The following is a 22,454-nucleotide window of genomic DNA, read 5'->3' on the forward strand; positions in this document are numbered from 1 at the left end:
AGTATGGGTGAGGTTCCAATGGCAGAGCAGGACAAGATCCTCGGTTATCTGAAGCGGGTGACCGCCGATCTGCATCAGACGCGGCAGCGCCTGCGCGAGGTCGAGGCCAAGGAGCCGGAGCCGATCGCGATCGTCGGCATGGCGTGCAGGTTCCCCGGCGGCGTCCAGTCGCCGGAGGACCTGTGGACCATGGTGTCCGAGGGACGGGACGCGATCACCGACTTCCCCACCGACCGCGGTTGGGACATCGAGTCGCTGTACGACGCCGACCCCGATCAGCAGGGCACGTCGTACACCCGTGAGGGCGGATTCCTGGACGGGGTCGGCGAGTTCGACGCCTCGTTCTTCGGGATCTCCCCGCGCGAGACCCTCGGCATGGACCCGCAGCAGCGCCTGCTGCTGGAGAGCTCCTGGGAGACCTTCGAACGGGCCGGGATCGACCCGGCCACCCTGCGCGGCAGCAAGGCGGGTGTCTTCATCGGCACCAACGGCCAGGACTACCCCGAGCTGCTGCGCGAGGTCCCCAAGGGCGTGGAGGGCTACCTCCTGACCGGCAACGCCGCCAGCGTCGTCTCGGGCCGGTTGTCGTACACCTTCGGTCTGGAAGGCCCGGCGGTCACCGTCGACACGGCGTGCTCGGCGTCGCTGGTGGCGCTGCACCTGGCGGTGCAGGCGCTGCGCAACGGCGAGTGCACCATGGCCCTCGCCGGCGGTGTCACCGTCATGTCCAGCCCGCGCGCCTTCGTCCAGTTCAGCCGGCAGCGCGGGCTGGCGCCCGACGGCCGCTGCAAGCCGTTCGCGGACGGCGCCGACGGCACCGGCTGGGGCGAGGGCGTGGGCATGCTGCTCGTGGAGCGGCTGTCCGACGCCCGCCGCAACGGGCACCCGGTGCTGGCGATCGTGCGCGGCTCGGCCATCAACCAGGACGGCGCCTCCAACGGCCTGACCGCGCCCAACGGCCCGTCCCAGCAGCGCGTCATCCGCCAGGCACTCACCAACGCCGGTCTCACCCCGGCGCAGGTGGACGTGGTGGAGGCGCACGGCACCGGCACCACCCTCGGCGACCCCATCGAGGCGCAGGCCATCCTCGCCACGTACGGGCAGAACCGGCCCGAGGGCCGGCCGCTGTGGCTGGGCTCCGTCAAGTCGAACATCGGCCACACCCAGGCCGCCGCCGGTGTCGCCGGCATCATCAAGATGGTGCAGGCCATCCGGCACGGGGTGCTGCCCGAGTCGCTGCACATCGACCGCCCGTCGGAGAACGTGGACTGGTCCGCGGGCGACGTGCGACTGCTCACCGATGCCGTGGCCTGGCCGGAGACCGGCCAGCCGCGCCGCGCGGGCATCTCCTCCTTCGGCGTCAGCGGCACCAACGCCCACACCATCGTCGAGCAGGCCCCCGAGCCGGCGGAGCCGGAGCCGGCCGACGGCGCGGCCGGCGACACGTCCGGTCGCGACACGTCCGGTGGCGGCGACGCCGTCGCCGGTGCCACCGGCCCGGTGCCACTGCTGGTGTCGGGCCAGACGGACACGGCCCTGCGCGCCCAGGCCGAGCGGCTGGCCGCCCACCTGCGCGAGCACCCCTCGCTCGCCGCCGACCCCGCCAGCCTGACCGACCTCGGGCTCTCGCTGGCCACCAGCCGGTCCTCGCTCGACCGCCGGGCCGTACTGTTCTCCGCCGACCGCGAGCGACTCCTGGCCGACCTGGCCGCGCTGGCGGCCAGCGAGCCCGGCGCGGACACCGTCGTCGGCGCCACCACCGAGGGCAAGACCGCGTTCCTCTTCCCCGGACAGGGCAGCCAGCACGCCGGCATGGGCCGCGAGCTGTACGCCACCCATCCCGGCTTCGCCCGCGCCCTGGACGAGGTGCGCGACGCCCTCGACCCGCACCTCGAACGCCCGCTGTACGACGTGCTGTTCGCGGCCGAAGGCAGCGCCGCGGCCGCCCTGATCGACCGCACCGCGTACACCCAGGCGGCGCTGTTCGCCGTCGAGGTCGCCCTGTACCGCCAGCTCGAACAGTGGGGCCTGACCCCCGACTTCCTCGTCGGCCACTCCATCGGCGAGCTGGCCGCCGCCCACGTGGCGGGCGTGCTCACCCTCGCCGACGCGGCCCGGCTGGTCGCCGCGCGCGGCCGGCTCATGCAGGCGCTGCCCGAGGGCGGCGCCATGATCGCCGTCGAGGCGACCTGGGACGAGGTCGCCCCGCTCCTCGCCGAGCACCCCGGCCTCCTCGGCATCGCCGCCGTCAACGGCCCGCGCTCCGTGGTCGTCTCCGGCGACGCGGACGCCGCCGGGGCCGTCGCGGACGCCCTGCGCGAACGCGGCCGGCGCACCAAGCGCCTCACCGTCAGCCACGCCTTCCACTCGCCCCTGATGGACGGCATGCTCGACGCCTTCCGCGAGGTCGCCGAGACCGTCGCGTACGCGGCTCCCGTCGTGCCGCTGGTGTCCAACCTGACCGGCGCCTCCGTCACCGCCGAGGAGATCGGCTCCGCCGACTACTGGGTGCGCCATGTGCGCGAGACCGTCCGCTTCCACGACGGCGTGCGGCGCCTGGCCGACCACGGCGTCACCACCTTCGTCGAGGTGGGCCCCGGCGGAGTGCTCACCGCCCTCGCCCAGGAGAGCGTCACCGAACCCGACGCCGTCTTCGCGCCCGTGCTGCGCGCCGACCGCCCCGAACCGGCCGCCCTCGCCTCCGCCGTCGCCCGCGCCCACGCCCACGGCACCCGTGTCGACTGGCGCGCCGTCTTCACCGGCCGTGGCGGGCGGCGCGTGGAACTGCCCACCTACGCCTTCCAGCGCGAGCTGTACTGGCCGGAGCAGCCAACCGGTTGGAACGGCGACGTCAGCGCCGTCGGCATCGGCTCGGCCGACCACCCGCTCCTTGGCGCGGCCATCGCGCTCGCCGACGGCGACGGCCACCTCTTCACCGGCCGGCTCTCGCTGGCCACCCACCCCTGGATCGGCGACCACACGGTGATGGACACCGTGCTGCTGCCCGGCACCGCCTTCGTCGAACTCGCCCTCCAGGCCGGCAGCCACGTCGGCTGCGCGGTGCTCGACGAGCTCACCCTGGAGGCGCCGCTGGTGCTGCCCCCGCACGGCGGGGTGCAGATCCAGCTCGCCGTCGGCGCGCCCGACGAGCACGGCGACCGTGCGCTGACCCTGCACTCGCGGCCGGAGGACGCCGCCGACGACAGCTGGGGCGAGGGCACCTGGACCCGGCACGCCACCGGCCGGCTCACCCCCACCGCCCGTACCGCCGTCGCCGACCCCGAGCTGACGACCTGGCCGCCGCAGGGCGCCACCGAGGTCGACGTCACGGGCCTGTACGACTACCTCACGGCCAACGGCTTCGCCTACGGACCCGTCTTCCAGGGCCTGACCGCCGCCTGGGAGCGCCGCGGAGAGGTCTTCGCCGAGATCCGGCTGCCCCAGCAGGCACACGCCGAAGCCGCCCTGTTCGGGCTGCACCCGGCCCTGCTGGACGCCGCCCTGCACGCCGTCGGCATGGGCTCACTGCTCACCGAGACCGAGCACGGCCGGCTGCCCTTCTCCTGGAGCGGCGTCGCCCTGCACGCGGTCGGCGCCCGCGCCCTGCGGGTCCGGCTCACCCCGGCCGGCACCGACACCGTGGCGGTGAGCCTCGCCGACGAGACCGGCACGCCCGTCGCCGCCGTCGACGCCCTGCTGCTGCGCCCCGTCTCGCCCGACCAGGTGCACGCCGCCCGCAGCGCCTTCCACGACGCGCTCTTCCGCGTCGAGTGGAGCGCCGCGCCCGTGCCCGCCGCGACCACCGTCGCCGCAGGCCAGTGGGCGCTCCTCGGCGGCGCCGACGGTGAGCTGGCCACCGCCCTGCCCACCGCCGCCGCCCACACCGACCTGGCCGCCCTCGGTGCCGCCCTCGCGACCGGCGGTCCCGTCCCCGAGGCCGTCCTCGTCCCCTTCGTCGCCGCGCCCGAGGGCCCGGCGGGCGTGGACGCCGCGTTGCCGGGCGCCGTGCGCGAGGCCCTGCACCGCGCGCTGGAGCTGGCGCAGGCGTGGCTCGCCGACGACCGGTTCGCCGACTCCCGCCTGGTGTTCGTCACCCGCGGCGCGGTCGCCACCGCGGCCGGCTCCGACCTGGCCGACCCGGCCCACGCCCCACTGTGGGGCCTGCTGCGCTCCGCCCAGTCCGAGCACCCGGACCGCTTCCGCCTGGTCGACCTGGACGGGCGCGCCGAGTCCCTGCGCGCCCTGCCCGCCGCCCTCGCCACCGACGAGCCCCAACTGGCGCTGCGCGAGGGGCGCACCCTGGTGCCGCGCCTGTCCCGCGTCGCCGCCCTCCCCGACCAGCAGGCCCCGGCCCTCGACCCCGAAGGCACCGCCCTGGTCACCGGCGCCACCGGCACCCTCGGCGCGCTCGTCGCCCGCCACCTGGTCACCGAACACGGCGTACGCCACCTGCTCCTGACCAGCCGGCGCGGCCCCGGCGCCCCCGGCGCCGCCGACCTCGTCGCCGAACTGGAGCGGGCCGGTGCCCGCGTCACCCTCACCGCCTGCGACACCGCCGACCGCGCCGCGCTCGCGGCGCTGCTGGACACCGTCCCCGCCGAGCACCCGCTGACCGCGGTCGTGCACACCGCGGGCGTCCTGGACGACGGCATCCTCGAATCCCTCACCCCCGAGCGGATCGACACCGTGCTGCGGCCCAAGGCGGACGCCGCCGTGCACCTGCACGAACTGACCCGCGACGTGGACCTCGCGGCGTTCGTGCTGTTCTCGGCCGCCGCCGGCACCCTCGGCGGGCCGGGCCAGGCCAACTACGCCGCCGCCAACGTCTTCCTCGACGCCCTCGCCCAGCACCGGCACGCCGCGGGACTGCCCGCCACCTCCCTCGCCTGGGGTCTGTGGGCCGAGCGCAGCGGCATGACCGGCGAGCTCGGCGACGCCGACCTGGAGCGCATCAACCGCGCCGGTGTGGCCGCGCTCTCCTCCGAGCAGGGCCTGGCGCTGATGGACACCGCCCGCGCCGTGGGCGACCCGACCGCCGTGCCCATGCACCTGGACCTGGCCTCGCTGCGCCACGCCGACTCCGACGCGGTCCCGGCGCTGCTGCGCGGCCTGGTCCGCACCCCCGCCCGGCGTGCCGCCCGCACCCCCGGCGACGCGCCGGCCACGGGCCTCGCCGACCGCCTGCTGCCCCTGGCGCCCGCCGATCGGGACCGGCTGCTGCTGGACACCGTGCGCGTCCAGGTCGCCGCCGTCCTGGGCTACCCCGGTCCGGAGGCCGTCGACCCGGCCCGCGCCTTCAAGGAGCTCGGCTTCGACTCGCTGACCGCCGTCGAACTGCGCAACCGCCTCGGCTCCGCCACCGGCGTCCGACTGCCCGCCACCCTCGTCTTCGACTACCCGACGCCGACCGCGCTCGCCGCGTTCCTGCGCACCGAACTCCTCGGCGACGCCGCCGACACCGCGCCGGCGACCGCGGTCGCCGGCGCGCTCGGCGACGAGCCCATCGCCATCGTCGCCATGGCCTGCCGCTACCCCGGCGGGGTCACCAGCCCCGAGGGACTGTGGCGCCTGGTGGCCGACTCCGGCGACGCCGTCTCGCCCTTCCCGACCGACCGCGGCTGGAACCTCGACGCCCTCTACAGCGACGACCCCGAGCGGGCCGGCACCTCCTCCACCCGTGAGGGCGGCTTCCTGCACGACGCCGCCGACTTCGACGCCGACCTGTTCGGCATCAACCCGCGCGAGGCCCTCGCCATGGACCCCCACCAGCGCCTGCTGCTGGAGACGTCCTGGGAGACCTTCGAACGCGCCGGCATCGCCCCCTCCTCGATGCGCGGCAGCCGCACCGGCGTCTTCGCCGGCGTGATGTACCACGACTACCTGACCCGGCTGCCCGCCGTGCCCGAGGGCCTGGAGGGCTACCTGGGCACCGGCACCGCCGGCAGCGTCGCCTCCGGCCGCGTCTCGTACACCTTCGGCCTGGAAGGGCCGGCCGTCACCGTCGACACCGCCTGTTCCTCCTCGCTGGTCGCGCTGCACCTGGCTGCGCAGGCGCTGCGCAACCGCGAGTGCGACATGGCGCTGGCCGGTGGTGTGACCGTGATGTCCACCCCGGACACCTTCATCGACTTCAGCCGGCAGCGCGGGCTGTCCACCGACGGCCGCTGCAAGTCCTTCTCCGACGACGCCGACGGCACCGGCTGGGCCGAGGGCGCGGGCATGCTCCTCGTGGAGCGCCTCTCCGACGCCCGCCGCAACGGCCACCCCGTCCTGGCCGTGGTGCGCGGCACCGCCGTCAACCAGGACGGTGCCTCCAACGGTCTGACCGCCCCGAACGGTCCCTCGCAGCAGCGTGTCATCCGTCAGGCCCTCGCCGACGCGGGCCTGACCACCGCCGACGTCGACGCCGTCGAGGCGCACGGCACCGGCACCACCCTCGGCGACCCCATCGAGGCGCAGGCGCTGCTCGCCACCTACGGCCAGGGCCGGCCCGACGGGCGCCCGCTGATGCTGGGCTCCATCAAGTCCAACCTCGGCCACACCCAGGCCGCCGCCGGTGCCGCGGGCATCATCAAGATGGTCGAGGCCATGCGCCACGGCGTCCTGCCGCCGTCCCTGCACATCGCCGAACCCTCCCGGCACGTCGACTGGCAGGCCGGCGCCGTCTCGCTGCTGACCGAGAGCGCGACCTGGCCCGAGACCGGCCGCGCGCGCCGCGCGGGCATCTCCTCCTTCGGCGTCAGCGGCACCAACGCGCACGTCATCATCGAGCAGCCGCCCGCCGACGAACCCGCCGCCGCCCCGGAGGCCACCCTCCCCGCGGGCACACCGCTGCCGTACGTGCTCTCCGGGCGCACCCCGGCCGCGCTGCGCGCCCAGGCCGCCGCGCTCGCCGGGCACCTGGCCCGGCCGGAGCACGCCAGCACGACCCCGGCCGACCTCGCCCTGTCCCTGGCCACCACCCGCAGCGCCCTCGACCGGCGCGCCGCCCTCGTCGTCGGCGACCGTGCCGAACTCCTCACCGCCTTGGGCGACTTGGCCGAGGAACGGCCGAACGGCGGACTGGTGCAGCACCCTCCGGGCGACGGTCGTCTCGCGGTGCTCTTCAGCGGACAGGGCAGCCAGCGCCTCGGTGCCGGCCGCGAACTGTACGCCGCCCGCCCGGAGTTCGCCCGCGCCCTCGACGCCGTGTGCGTCGCGTTCGCCCCGCACCTCGAACAGCCCCTGGCGGACGTGCTGTTCGCCACCGACGGCGACCTCGCGGACCTCCTCGACCGTACGGAATACACCCAGCCCGCCCTGTTCGCGCTGGAGACCGCGCTGTTCCGGCTGATGGAGTCCTGGGGCGTACGGCCCGACTTCGTCACCGGCCACTCCATCGGCGAGATCACCGCCGCGCACATCGCGGGCGTCCTGGACCTCGCCGACGCCGCGACCCTCGTCGCCGCGCGAGGCCGGCTCATGCAGGCCCTCCCCGAGGGCGGCGCGATGATCTCGCTGGCCGCCACCGAGGAGGAGGTGCTGCCGCTGCTCGCCGGTCACGAGGACCGCATCGGCATCGCCGCCGTCAACACCACCGACAGCGTCGTCGTCTCCGGCGAGGAGACCCTCGCCCTGAAGATCGCCGCCGAGTTCGAGCAGCGCGGCCGGCGGACCAAACGCCTCACCGTCAGCCACGCCTTCCACTCGCCGCTGATGGACGCCATGCTCGACGACTTCCGCGCCGTGGCGCGGGGGTTGACGTACGAGCCGCCGAAGATACCGGTGATCTCGAACGTGAGCGGTGCTCTCGCTTCGGAGCAGTTGACGCAGCCCGAGTTCTGGGTCCGGCATGTCAGTGAGGCGGTCCGCTTCGCCGACGGTGTCCGCGCCCTCGAAGCCGCCGGCGTCACCACGTACCTCGAACTCGGCCCGCAGGGCGTGCTCACCGGCCTGGGCCGCGAGGTGCTCGCCGACTCCGAGGCCGTCCTCGTCACCGCGCTGCGCCGCGACCGCGCCGAGCTCGAGGCCCTGACCACCGCCCTCGCCACCCTGCACACCCGCGGCGTGCCCGTCGACTGGGACGCGTACTTCACCGGTACCGGCGCCCGCCGGGCCGCCCTGCCCACCTACGCCTTCCAGCGCGAACGGTTCTGGCTGGAGGCCCCCGCAGGACACATCGGGGACGTCGAGTCCGCCGGTCTGGGCGCCGCCCACCACCCGCTGCTCGGCGCCGCCGTCTCCCTCGCCGACGGCGACGGGTACCTCTTCACCGGCCGGCTCTCCCTGGACAGCCATCCCTGGCTCGCCGACCACGCCGTCATGGGCACCGTGCTGCTGCCCGGCACCGCCTTCGTCGAGCTGGCGCTGCGCGCCGGCGACCAGGCCGGCTGCGACCTGCTGGAGGAACTCACCCTCGAAGCCCCGCTGGTCATCGCCGAGCGCGCCGCCGTACGCATCCAGATCGTCCTCGGCACCGCCGACGAGCGCGGCCGGCGCACCCTCGACCTGTACTCCAGCGACCCCGAGGCACCGGCCGACGAGCCCTGGACCCGTCACGCCAGCGGCGTCCTCGCGCCCGGCGCCCCCGCGCCCGCCTTCGATCTCGCCGCCTGGCCCCCGCCCGGCGCCGAGGCCGTCGCCGTCGACGGACTCTACGAGCACCTCGCCCAGGGCGGCTTCGCCTACGGCCCGGTCTTCCAGGGCCTGCGCGCCGCCTGGCTGCACGGCGAGGACGTCTACGCCGAGGTAGCCCTGCCCGAGCAGGCCCGCGCCGAGGCCGCCCGCTTCGGCCTGCACCCCGCGCTGCTCGACGCCGCCCTGCACGCCACCTTCGTCCAGCCCGCCCCCGACGGCAGCACCCGGCAGGGCCGACTGCCCTTCTCCTGGCGCGGCGTCGCCCTGCACGCCGTCGGCGCCACCACCCTGCGGGTGCGCCTGACGCCCGACGGGGAGAACTCCCTCTCCCTCCAGCTCGCCGACCCCACCGGCGCGCCCGTCGCCGCCGTCTCCGGCCTCATGCTGCGCCCGGTCTCCGCCGACCGGCTCGGCAGCGCCCGCACCGCACACCACGAGTCGCTGTACCGCGTCGACTGGGCCACCGTGCCCGTCGCCGCCCCCGCCGAGGACGCTCCGGCCGAGCGGTCGGCGCACCCCGTGCTCGACGTCCCCGACGCGGGAGCCGTCGACCTGGACGCGCTGCACGCCGCCGTCGGCCCCGAGGTGCCGGGCCATGTGCTGGTCCACTTCGACCGGCAGCCCCCGGGTCACGCCGACGTCCTCGCCGAGCGCGTCCACCGCGCCACTCACCAGGCTCTCGCCCTTGTCCAGGCGTGGCTCGCCGACGACCGTTTCGCCGCCGCCCGTCTGGTGTTCGTCACCCGCGGCGCCGTCGCCACCCGAAGCGACTGGGACGTCGCCGACCTGGCCCACGCCCCGGTGTGGGGCCTGGTGCGCACCGCCCAGTCGGAGAACCCCGACCGGTTCGTCCTGGTCGACCTCGACGGCGACATGGCCTCCGCCGACGCCCTCGACGCGGCCCTCGCCACCGGCGAACCCCAGCTCGCGCTGCGCCGCGGCACCGTACACGCCCCGCGTCTGGCCCGGGTGCCCTCCGGCACCCGGCTCACCCCGCCCGCGGACAGCCTCGCCTGGCGCATGGACATCGAGGACAAGGGAACCCTCGACAACCTCACCCTCGTCGCCGACCCGGCCGTCGAGGCACCCCTGGAACCCGGCCAGGTCAGGGTCGCCGTGCGTGCCGCGGGTCTCAACTTCCGCGACGTGCTCAACGCCCTGGGCATGTACCCCGGCGACCCCGGCCTGATGGGCAGCGAGGGCGCGGGCGTGGTCCTGGAGACCGGCCCCGGCGTCACCGACCTCGCCCCCGGCGACCGCGTCATGGGCATGCTCCCCGGCGCGTTCGGACCGCTCACCGTGGTCGACCGCCGCATGATCGCCCCGATGCCCGAGGGCTGGACCTTCACCGAGGCCGCCGCCGTCCCGATCGTCTTCATGACGGCCTACTACGCCCTGCACGACCTGGCCGGGCTGCGGACCGGCGAGTCCCTGCTCGTGCACGCCGCAGCCGGCGGCGTCGGCATGGCCGCCGTCCAGCTCGCCCGCCACTGGGGCGCCGACGTCTTCGCGACCGCGAGCCCCGGCAAGTGGGACACCCTGCGCGGCCTCGGCCTCGCCGACGACCGGATCGCCTCCTCCCGCACCCTCGACTTCGAGGGCACCTTCCGCGACGCCACCGACGGCCGCGGCGTGGACGTCGTACTGGACTCCCTCGCCCGGGAGTTCGTGGACGCCTCACTGCGCCTGCTGCCGCGCGGCGGCCGGTTCGTGGAGATGGGCAAGACCGACGTGCGCGACCCCCGGGACGTCGCCGCCGCCCACCCCGGCGTCACGTACCAGGCGTTCGACCTCACCGAGGCCGGGCTCGACCGCATCCAGGAGATGCTCACCGAGCTCCTCGCCCTCTTCCGCTCCGGCGCGCTGCGCCCGATCCCGGTCTCCGCCTGGGACCTGCGGCAGGCCCCCGAGGCCTTCCGCCACCTCAGCCAGGCCCGCCACGTCGGCAAGATCGTGCTGACCCTGCCGGCCGCCTGGAACCCCGAGGGCACCGTCCTGATCACCGGCGGAACCGGCACCCTGGGCGCGCTCGTCGCCCGGCACGCCGTCACATCCCGCGGCGCCCGCCACCTGGTCCTCACCAGCCGGCGCGGCCCCGAAGCGGCAGGGGCACGTGAACTCGTCTCCGAACTCGAGGAGTTGGGTGTCTCCGTCACCGTCGCCGCCTGCGACGTCGCCGACCGCGACGCGGTCGCCGCACTCCTGGCCGAGCTGCCCGACGCCCACCCGCTCACCGCGGTCGTGCACACCGCCGGCGTCCTCGACGACGGCGTCGTGGGGGCCCTCACGCCCGAGCGGCTGGACACCGTCCTCCGGCCGAAGGCCGACGCCGCCCTGCACCTGCACGAGCTGACCCGCCACCTGGACCTGGCCGACTTCGTGCTCTTCTCCTCCGCCGCCGGCACCTTCGGTGGCGCGGGCCAGGCTAACTATGCCGCCGCCAACGGCTTCCTCGACGCCCTCGCCCGGCACCGGCAGGCCCACGGCCTCGTCGGCACAGCGCTCGCGTGGGGCCTGTGGGCCGAGGCCAGCGGCATGACCGGCGAACTCGACACCGCCGACAAGGACCGCATGACGCGCTCCGGCGTGCTCGGCCTGTCCTCCGAGGAGGGCCTCGCCCTGCTCGACACCGCGCACACCACCGGTGACGCCTTCCTGGTGCCCATGCGACTCGACTCCGCCTCGCTGCGCCACGCCGACGCGAGCATGGTCCCCGCCCTGCTGCGCGGCCTGGTCCGGGCCCCCGCCCGGCGTGTCGCGGAGGCCGCCACCACAGCCGGCACCTCGCTCGTGGAGCGGCTCGTCCGGCTCCCCGAGGACGAGCGCACCCCGCTCCTGCTCGACCTCGTACGCGGCCAGGTCGCGGCCGTCCTCGGCCACGCCACGCCCGACGCCGTCGAACCCGCCCGCGCCTTCAAGGACCTGGGCTTCGACTCGCTGACCGCCGTGGAGTTCCGCAACCGCCTCGGCGCCGCCGCCGGTATCCGGCTGCCCGCCACGCTCGTCTTCGACTACCCCACGCCCAACGCCCTCGCCGGCTACCTGCTGGACGAACTCCTCGGCTCCGAGGCCGCGGCGGCCGTCCCCAGGGCCGCCGCCGCGACCGCCGACGCCGACGACCCGATCGCCATCGTCGCCATGGCCTGCCGCTTCCCCGGCGACGTACGCGATCCCGAGGACCTGTGGGAGCTGCTCGCCGAGGGGCGCGACGGCATCGACCGGCTGCCCGAGGACCGCGGCTGGGACACCGCGGCGCTCTACGACCCCGACCCGGACAGCCCCGGCACCTCGTACGCCAGGGAGGGCGGATTCTTCTACGACGCCCACCACTTCGACCCCGCCTTCTTCGGCATCAACCCGCGCGAGGCCCTCGCCATGGACCCGCAGCAGCGCATGCTGCTGGAGACGTCCTGGGAGGCGTTCGAGCGCGCCGGCATCGACCCGACGGGGCTGCGCGGCGGACAGGTCGGCGTGTTCGTCGGCCAGATGCACAACGACTACGTCTCCCGGCTGAACACCGTCCCCGAGGGCGTCGAGGGCTACCTCGGCACCGGCGGCTCCAGCAGCATCGCCTCCGGCCGTGTCTCCTACACCTTCGGCTTCGAGGGCCCGGCCGTCACGGTCGACACGGCCTGCTCCTCCTCGCTGGTCGCGCTGCACCTGGCCGCCCAGGCGCTGCGCAACGGTGAGTGCACGCTCGCCCTGGCCGGTGGCGTCACGATCATCACCACCCCGGACGTCTTCACCGAGTTCAGCCGGCAGCGCGGCCTGGCCGCCGACGGCCGCTGCAAGCCCTTCGCGGCGGCCGCCGACGGCACCGCCTGGGGCGAGGGTGCGGGCATGCTGCTCGTCGAGCGGCTGTCCGACGCCCGCCGCAACGGCCACAAGGTGCTCGCCGTGGTCCGGGGCACCGCCGTCAACCAGGACGGTGCCTCCAACGGTCTGACCGCCCCGAACGGTCCTTCGCAGCAGCGTGTCATCCGTCAGGCCCTCGCCAACGCGGGCCTGACCACCGCCGACGTCGACGCCGTCGAGGCGCACGGCACGGGCACGCGGCTCGGCGACCCGATCGAGGCGCAGGCGCTGCTGGCCACGTACGGCCAGGACCGGCTTGAGGACCGGCCGTTGTGGCTCGGTTCCATCAAGTCCAACTTCGGTCACACCCAGGCCGCCGCCGGTGTAGCGGGCATCATCAAGATGGTCCAGGCGATGCGCCACGGCATCCTGCCCAGGACGCTGCACGTGGACGAGCCGTCCCCGCACGTCGACTGGTCCGCCGGAGCCGTCGAACTCCTCACCGAGCAGCGCGCCTGGCCGGAGACCGGCCGCCCGCGCCGCGCCGGCGTCTCCTCCTTCGGCATGAGCGGCACCAACGCCCACGCCATCATCGAGATGGCGCCGGCGACCGCGACCGCCAAGGAGCGGCGGCCGGAACTCGCGCCCGCGTCCGAGGAGCGGTCGGGAGCCGTGGCCGCGGCGGAGGTGCGGTCGGAGTCCGCGTCCACGGTCGAGGGGCATGAGGGTGCCGCGCCCGCCGTGCTGCCCTGGTCCCTGTCCGCCCGCACTCCCGAGGCCCTGCGCGCCCGGGCCGCCCAGCTCCTCGCCCACCTCGACGCCCACCCGGCGCCGCCCCTCGCCGACACCGGCCACGCGCTCGTCACCACCCGCGCACTCTTCGACCACCGCGCCGCGGTCGTGGCGCGCGACGCCGACGGCTACCGCACCGGCCTCGCCGCCCTCGCCGAGGGGCGCGCCGTCCCCGGTGTCGTCAGCGGCTCCGCCGTCGGCGGCAAGCTCGCCTTCCTGTTTACGGGGCAGGGGAGTCAGCGGCTGGGTATGGGGCGTGAGTTGTATGCCGCCTATCCGGTGTTCGCGGCGGCGTTGGACGCGGTGGCGAGCCGGATGGAGCTCGAACTGCCTCTGATGGAGGTGCTGTTCGGTGCGGACGCGGAGGTGTTGAACCGTACGGAGTTCGCGCAGCCTGCGTTGTTCGCGGTCGAGGTGGCGTTGTTCCGGTTGTTCGAGTCGTGGGGTGTGCGGCCGGACTTTGTTGCCGGTCACTCGATCGGTGAGATCGCGGCTGCGTATGTGGCTGGGGTGTTCTCGCTGGAGGACGCGTGCCGACTGGTGTCGGCGCGTGGTCGGCTGATGCAGGCGCTGCCCGAGGGCGGGGTGATGATCGCGCTCCAGGCCACTGAGGCCGAGGTCACGCCGCTGCTGTCGGAGCGGGCGAGCATCGCGGCGATCAACGGCCCACGGTCGGTGGTCATCGCAGGTGACGCGGATGAGGTCGAGAGGATCGCTGGATCGTTCGGCGACCGCAGGTCCAAGCGCCTCACCGTGAGCCACGCCTTCCACTCGCCCCACATGGACGGCATGCTCGACGAATTCCGCGCCGTGGCCGAGTCCCTGACGTACGAGCTGCCGAAGCTATCGGTGATCTCGAATGTGAGCGGTGCTCTCGCTTCGGAGCAGTTGACGCAGCCCGAGTTCTGGGTGCGTCATGTCCGTGAAGCGGTCCGCTTCGCCGACGGCATCCGCGCCCTGGAAGCGGCCGGCGTCACCATGTTTGTCGAGTTGGGTCCGGACGGGGTGCTCTCCGCCATGGGCCAGCACTGCGTGACCGACGGGAACGCCGACGCCGCTGTCTTCGTCCCCGCCCTGCGCGCCGGACGCGACGAGGCCGAGACCGCCGTCACCGCGCTCGCCCTCGCGCACGTCAACGGCGCGATCCTCGACTGGTCGCCCCTCTTCGCGGGTGCCGACGGCCGCCACGTGGACCTGCCCACGTACCCCTTCCAGCGCTCGGTGTACTGGCTGGACGCGGGGCGCTCCCAGGGCGATGTCGCCTCGGCCGGTCTCGCGGCGACGGACCACCCGCTGCTGGGCGCGGCGGTCGAACTGCCGGACTCCGACGGCCACGTGTTCACCGCGCGGCTGTCCCTGACCACGCATCCCTGGCTGGCGGACCATGCCGTCGCGGGCGCGGTGCTGCTGCCCGGCACGGCCTTCGTGGAGCTGGCGCTCAGCGCCGGCGACCAGGTCGGCTGCGAACTGGTGGACGATCTGACGCTGGAGGTCCCGCTCGTCCTGCCCGAGCAGGGCGGCGTACAGCTGCGCCTCTCGCTCGGCGCGGCCGACGCGCGGGGCAGGCGCGCCATCGCGTTCCACTCGCGGACCGAGGGCGCCGACACCGAACGGCCGTGGACCCGGCACGCCACCGGCACGCTCACCACCGGCACCGGACAGCCCCCGCAGGGCCTGGCCGAGTGGCCGCCGGCCGGCGCCGAGCGCGTCGAGGTCGACGGGCTGTACGAGGGCCTGGCCGCATCCGGCTTCGGCTACGGCCCGGTCTTCCAGGGGCTACGGGCCGTCTGGCGCAAGGGCGACGAGGTGTTCGCCGAGGTGGCGCTCCCCGACGCGGCGCGGGACGAGGCACCCCGCTTCGGCCTGCACCCCGCGCTGCTGGACGCGGCGCTGCACGCCCTGGCCGTGGGCGGCGGGGACGGCGAGGGCCGCCTCCCGTTCGCCTGGTCGGGTGTGTCCCTGCACGCCGTGGGCGCCGCCGAGCTACGGGTGCGCCTCACCACCGGTCGCGGCGGTGAGGTCGCGCTGACCGTCGCCGACGCCACCGGCGAGCCGGTCGCCTCGGTCGCCGGGCTGGCGCTGCGCGCAGTCGACCGCGACCAGCCGGCCGGCGCCGAGGACGTCACGCGGGACGCCCTGTTCCGGGTGGAGTGGACGCGGCTGCCCGCCGACGACGCTCTGGACGACTGGGTGATGCTCGGCGCGGGCTCGCAGGCGTTCGCGGACCTGGCGTCGCTGGGCGCGGCCGTGGTCGAGGGCGCCGAGGTGCCCCCGGCGCTGGTGGTCCCCTGCGGCGGTCCGCTCGTCGGTGACGTTCCGGGCGCGGTCCACGAGATCGCCGAGTGGACGCTGGACCTGGTCCAGGAGTGGGTGTCCGACGAGCGGTTCGCCGGCTCCCGGCTGGTCTTCCTGACCCGGGGTGCCGTCGCGGCGGTGCCGGGCGAGGACGTGCCCGACCTGGTCCACGCCCCGATGTGGGGCCTGGTCCGCTCGGCCCAGTCCGAGAACCCCGGCCGCTTCGGCCTGATCGACGCGGACGCCCCCGACCTGCTGGGGCAGGCACTGGCCACCGGCGAGCCGCAGCTCGCCGTGCGTGACGGCGCCCTCCTCGTACCGCGTCTGGCGCGGGCCACGGAGCGAACCGTGCCGACCGTCGAGCCGTCCGGCACGGTCCTGGTGACGGGTGCGAGTGGCGCCCTGGGTGGCCTGTTCGCCCGGCACTTGGTGTCCGAACGCGGTGTACGGAAGCTGTTGTTGGTCTCGCGTCGAGGCGCGGAGGCTCCCGGTGCGGCCGAACTGACGGCTCAGTTGGCCGGGTTGGGTGCGGAGGTCGTATGGGCTGCGTGTGATGTGGCCGACCGTGCGGCGTTGGCGGGGCTGTTGGCGGAGCATCCGGTTTCGGGTGTGGTCCACACGGCGGGTGTCCTGGACGACGGCGTGATCGGTTCGCTGACCGCCGAGCGGGTTTCCAGGGTGCTGCGTCCGAAGGTGGATGCGGCTTGGCACCTGCACGAACTGACCGAGAATCTGGACCTGTTCGTGGTGTTCTCCTCGGCCGCCGGAGTCTTCGGTGGTGCGGGTCAGGCGAACTATGCGGCGGGCAACGTGTTCCTGGACGCTCTGGCCCAGCACCGCAGGGCGCGGGGTCTGCCGGCGACGTCGCTGGCCTGGGGCCTGTGGACCGGAGTGGACGGCATGGGAGGCGACCTGTCGGCCGCCGACCGCGACCGGGTCAACCGCAGCGGCATCGGCTCGCTCGACGCCCGGACCGGCCTCGCCCTGTTCGACGCGGCCGGCCGCACGGACGACGCGCTGCTCGTCCCGCTGCCGCTGGACCTGGGGGCGCTGCGTGCCCAGGCCCGTACCGGAATGCTGCCCGACCTGTTGCGCGGACTGGTCCGCGCGCCGCGGCGGACCGCCGGAGCGGGCGGTGCGGCCGACGGGTCCGTGCTGCGCACCCGACTGGCCGGGCTGGACGCCGAGGCACGGGACACCGTGCTGCTGGAGCTGGTCCGCACCGAGGTGGCGGGCGTGCTCGGCCACGCCTCCAACGACGAGGTCCCGGCCGACCGGGCCTTCAAGGAGCTGGGCTTCGACTCGCTGACCTCCGTCGAGCTGCGCAACCGGCTCGGCGCGGCGACCGGTGAACGCCTCCCGGCCACGCTGGTCTTCGACCACCCGACACCGAACGCCCTCGCCGCGTACCTGCTCGCCGACGTGCTCGGCCTGGACACCGTAGAGGTCGAAAAGGCTCCGGTGCTCGCCGCACGGCCGCTCGCCGACGATCCGATCGCGATCGTCGGCATGGCCTGCCGCTACCCGGGCGGCGTGGAGTCGCCCGAGGACCTGTGGCGCGTGGTGCTGGGTGGCGTGGACGCCATCTCGGAGTTCCCGCAGGGCCGCGGCTGGGACCTGGACGCGCTGTACGACCCTGACCCGGACGGCAAGGGCACCAGCTACACCCGATCCGGCGGCTTCCTGCACGACGCCGGCCGCTTCGATCCGGCGTTCTTCGGGATCTCGCCGCGCGAGGCGCTGGCGATGGACCCGCAGCAGCGGTTGCTGCTGGAGACCACCTGGGAGGCGTTCGAGCGCGCGGGCATCGACCCGGCCTCGGTGCGCGGCAGCCGCACGGGCGTCTTCGCGGGCATCATGTACCACGACTACGCGACCCGGATCACGGCCGTCCCGGACGGAGTCGAGGGTTACCTCGGCACCGGCAACTCCGGCAGCATCGCCTCCGGCCGCGTCTCGTACGCCTTCGGTCTGGAGGGCCCGGCCGTCACGGTCGACACGGCGTGCTCCTCGTCGCTGGTGGCACTGCACTGGGCGATCCAGGCGCTGCAGAACGGCGAGTGCGAGATGGCGCTGGCCGGCGGTGTGACGGTCATGTCCACCCCGGGCACCTTCACCGAGTTCAGCCGGCAGCGGGGCCTGGCGGCCGACGGCCGCATCAAGTCCTTCGCGGCGGCGGCCGACGGCACCAGTTGGGCCGAAGGCGCGGGCATGCTCCTCGTGGAGCGGCTGTCCGACGCCCGCCGCAACGGCCACCCCGTCCTCGCGGTGGTACGGGGTTCGGCGATCAACCAGGACGGCGCCTCCAACGGCCTCACCGCGCCCAACGGTCCGTCCCAACAGCGGGTCATCCGGGCCGCGTTGGCGAACGCCGGCCTGACCGCCTCCGAGGTCGACGCGGTCGAGGCGCACGGCACCGGTACCACGCTGGGCGACCCGATCGAGGCGCAGGCCCTGCTCGCCACCTACGGCCGGGACCGCGAAGCGGAGGAGCCCCTGTGGCTCGGCTCGATCAAGTCGAACATGGGTCACACCCAGGCCGCTGCCGGTGTCGCGGGCATCATCAAGATGCTCATGGCCATGCGGCACGGGGTACTGCCGAGGACGCTGCACGTGGACGAGCCCACGCCGCACGTGGACTGGGAGACCGGCGCCGTCTCGCTGCTCACCGAGGCCGTGGCCTGGCCGGAGACCGGCCGCCCGCGCCGAGCGGGCGTCTCCTCCTTCGGCATCAGTGGCACCAACGCCCACACGATCATCGAGGAGCCCCCGGCGGAGCCCACTGCGGCTCGCGTTCCCGAGGCCACCGCGGACCAGTTGCCGTACGTGCTGTCGGCGAGGTCGCCGGAGGCGCTGCGTGCCCAGGCCGCCCGGCTGCGGACGCATCTGGAGGAGCTGCCGGAGCAGTCTGCCGCCGACGTCGCCTACTCGCTGGCGGCGCACCGCGCGACGTTCGACCACCGAGCGGTGATCGTGGCCGGTGACCGCGACGAACTGGTACGAGGCCTGGCGGCCCTCGAGTTGGCCGAGCCGGCGAGCGGCGTCGTACGCGGCACCGGCGGCGGCACGGGCAGGCTCGCCTTCCTGTTCACGGGACAGGGGAGTCAGCGGCTGGGGATGGGGCGTGAGTTGTACGCGTCCCAGCCGGTGTTCGCCAAGGCGTTGGACGCGGTGGCGAGCCGGATGGATCTCGAACTGCCGCTGAAGGACGTGCTGTTCGGTGCGGATGCCGAGCTGCTGAATCGTACGGAGTTCGCGCAGCCTGCGTTGTTCGCGGTCGAGGTGGCGTTGTTCCGGCTCGTCGAATCGTGGGGTGTGAAGCCGGACTTCGTGTCCGGTCACTCGATCGGTGAGATCGCTGCCGCGCATGTCGCCGGGGTGCTGTCTCTGGACGACGCCTGCCGGCTGGTGTCGGCGCGTGGTCGGTTGATGCAGGCCCTTCCCGAGGGTGGGGTGATGATCGCGCTGGAGGCGACCGAGGCCGAGGTCGCGCCGCTCCTGGGCGAGCGGGTGAGCATCGCCGCGATCAACGGGCCCCGGTCCGTGGTGATCGCGGGTGACGCGGACGAGGCGGAGAGGGTTGTCCGCTCGTTCAAGGACCGCAAGTCCAAGCGCCTCGCGGTCAGTCACGCGTTCCATTCGCCGCACATGGACGGGATGCTCGCCGACTTCCGCAAGGTCGCCGAGGGCCTGACCTACGAGAGTCCCCGTATCGCGGTCGTGTCGAACCTGACCGGCATGTTGGTGACGGACGACATGGCCGATCCCGATTTCTGGGTCCGTCATGTCCGTGAGGCGGTCCGTTTCGCCGACGGTGTCCGCACCCTCGAAGCCGCGGGCGTGACCACGAACCTCGAACTCGGCCCCGACGGGATCCTCTCCGCCATGGCCCAGGACTGCGTCGAGGGCGGCACCTTCGCTCCCGCGCTCCGTTCCGGGCGGCCCGAGGGGGAGACCCTGACCGCAGCCCTGGCCCACGCCCACGCCAACGGCGCGCGCGTCGACTGGATGGTGTACTTCGAGCCCGTCAGGGCGCGCCAGGTCGAACTGCCGACGTACGCCTTCCAGCGCGACTGGTACTGGCTCAACTCGGCCGCTGTGCAGCCCGGTCCGGGCGACGCGACGGACTTCGGGCTCGGCGCGACGGACCATCCGCTGCTGGGCGCGGCGGTCGAACTCCCGGACTCCGACGGGTTCGTGTTCACCGGGCGCCTTTCGGCGGCTACCCAGCCCTGGCTCGCGGACCACGCCGTCATGGGCTCGGTGATGCTGCCCGGCACGGCCTTCGTGGAGCTGGCGCTGCGCGCCGGTGAGCAGGTCGGCTGCGGGGCGCTGGAGGAACTGACCCTGGAGGCCCCGCTGGTGCTGCCCGAACGCGGCGGCGTCCAGCTGCGGCTCTCGGTCGGCGACGCCGACGGCTCCGGCCGTCGCCGACTGTCGCTGTACTCCCGCGACGAGGACGCCCCGGCCGACGAGCCGTGGACGCGGCACGCCGCCGGTGTGCTCGCCGTCGCCGCGCCGGCCGCTTCCTTCGACCTAGCCGCCTGGCCGCCGGCCGGCGCCGAGCCGATCGAGGTGGACGGGCTGTACGAGGGCATGGCCGACGCGGGCTTCGCGTACGGACCGGCCTTCCAGGGCCTGCGCGCGGCCTGGCTGGACGGCGACGCGGTCCTCGCCGAGGTGGCGCTGGACGAGGAGACGGCGTCGACGGCCGACGCGTATCGAGTGCACCCGGCCCTGCTGGACGCCACGCTGCACGCGGCGGGCCTCGGTGGCCTGGTCGACGGCTCCGAGGGCGGCCGGCTGCCGTTCGCCTGGAGCGACGTGGCCCTGCACGCGACGGGCGCCTCGGCGGTACGGGTGCGGCTGGCCCCGGCCGGTCGCGACGCGGTGTCGCTGGAAATCACCGACACCACCGGCGCCCCGGTGGCCTCCGTGGGCTCGCTGGTCCTGCGGGCGGTGTCGCCCGAGCAGATCGGCGCCGCGCGCGGCGGCCGACAGGACTCGCTCTACGCGGTCGACTGGACCGCGCTGCCACTCGCACCCGTCCCCACCACCGGGCAGCGCCCCTGGGCCCTGCTCGCGGCGGACGGCGCGGAGCACACCGGCCTCACGGCCGTGGGCGTACGCCACGAGGTGCGGGCCGACCTGGCGACGGTCGCCGAAACAGGCGCTTCTGTACCGGAGTTGGTCTGTGCGCCGCTGGTCGTGGACGAGGTCGCCGATGTCCCGGACGCGGTCCACTCCGCCACTGCCCGGGCCTTGGCCCTGGTGCAGGAGTGGCTGTCGGACGAGCGGTTCGCCGGCTCCCGGCTGGTCTTCCTGACCCGGGGTGCCGTCTCAGCGGTGCCGGGCGAGGACGTGACCGACCTGGTCCACTCCGCTGTGTGGGGTCTGGTGCGCTCGGCGCAGTCCGAGAACCCGGGCCGCCTGGTCCTGGCCGACACCGACGGCTCCGACGCCTCCTTCCGTGCCCTCCCGGCCGCACTGGCCGAGGGCGAGCAGGAGTTCGCGATCCGTGGTGGCACCGTACGGGTACCGAAGCTGGTACGGGCGACCGTTGCCGACACGGAGCCCGTGACGTCGGCGGGCACGGTCCTGGTGACGGGTGCGAGTGGCGCTCTGGGTGGCCTGTTCGCGCGGCACCTCGTGTCGGAACGCGGTGTGCGGAGGCTGTTGTTGGTCTCGCGTCGAGGTGCGGAGGCTCCCGGTGCGGCCGAACTGACGGCTCAGCTGGCCGGGTTGGGTGCGGAGGTCGTATGGGCTGCGTGTGATGTGGCCGATCGTGCGGCGTTGGCGGGGCTGTTGGCGGAGCATCCGGTTTCGGGTGTGGTCCACACGGCGGGTGTCCTGGATGACGGCGTGATCGGTTCGTTGACCGCCGAGCGGGTTTCCAGGGTGCTGCGTCCGAAGGTGGATGCGGCCTGGCACCTGCACGAACTGACCGAGAATCTGGACCTGTTCGTGGTGTTCTCCTCGGCCGCCGGAGTCTTTGGTGGTGCGGGTCAGGCGAACTACGCGGCGGGCAATGTCTTCCTGGACGCTCTGGCCCAGCACCGCAGGGCGCGGGGTCTGCCGGCGACCTCGCTGGCCTGGGGCCTGTGGGCCGCGGAGTCCGCGATGACCGGTGACCTCGGCGAGAGCGACCGGGAGCGGCTTGGCCGGGGCGGGGTATCCGCGCTGGAGGCGGCCGAGGGCCTGGCGCTCTTCGACACCGCGACGGCTTCCGAGCAGCCGCTGCTGGTCCCCGTGAAGCTCGACCTGGCCGCGCTGCGGGCCCAGGTTGCGGCCGGTGGCATGGTGCCGCCGCTGCTCGGCGGCCTGGTCCGGACCCCGGTCCGGCGCGTCGCGCAGACGGCTGAGGCCGCCGCCGACGGCGGGAACGCGCTGCGGGAGCGTCTGGCCGGACTGTCCCCGGCAGCCCGGGACGAAGCCCTGCTGGAACTGGCCTGCACCCACGTGGCCGCCGTGCTCGGGTACGCCGGGCCGGAGGCGGTGGAGACGGACCGATCCTTCCGCGAGCTGGGCTTCGACTCGCTGACCGCCGTCGAGTTGCGCAACCTGCTCGCCTCGGCGACCGGCGTACGGCTGCCCGCCACGCTGGTCTTCGACTACCCGACCCCGGCCGCGCTCGTGGAGTTCCTGCGCGAAGAGATCTGGCAGGACGGCGCGGCCGCGGTCCCCCCGCTGCTCGCCGAGCTGGACCGGCTGCAGAAGGCGCTCGTCGCGGCCACCCCGGACGAGGCGGGCCGCGGCCGCATCACCGAGCGGCTCCAGGTCCTGCTGGCCGCTTGGAGCGAAGCCGACGCACCGGTCGAGGAGGCAGGCGACGACGTGCCCGTGACGCTGGAGTCGGCCACCGACGACGACCTCTTCGACTTCATCGGCAAGGAGTTCGGGATCTCCTGACACGACGAGGGGTTCGGGATCTCCCGAGGCGACCGCCCGCAGCTACG

1 protein-coding gene is annotated in these 22,454 nt (G+C 74.4%); it reads left to right on the forward strand.

The genetic code is table 11. The features are described from left to right. The first annotated feature begins 18 nt into the window (after window positions 1-18). Window positions 19-22,407, forward strand: a complete 22,389-nt coding sequence (locus tag ACFYR3_RS42545) for an SDR family NAD(P)-dependent oxidoreductase (RefSeq protein WP_389287619.1) — start codon at window positions 19-21, stop codon at window positions 22,405-22,407. The last annotated feature ends 47 nt before the right edge of the window (window positions 22,408-22,454 follow it).

Source organism: Streptomyces sp. NPDC005784 (assembly GCF_042871525.1).
In the GTDB taxonomy this organism is placed as follows: Bacteria; Actinomycetota; Actinomycetes; order Streptomycetales; family Streptomycetaceae; genus Streptomyces.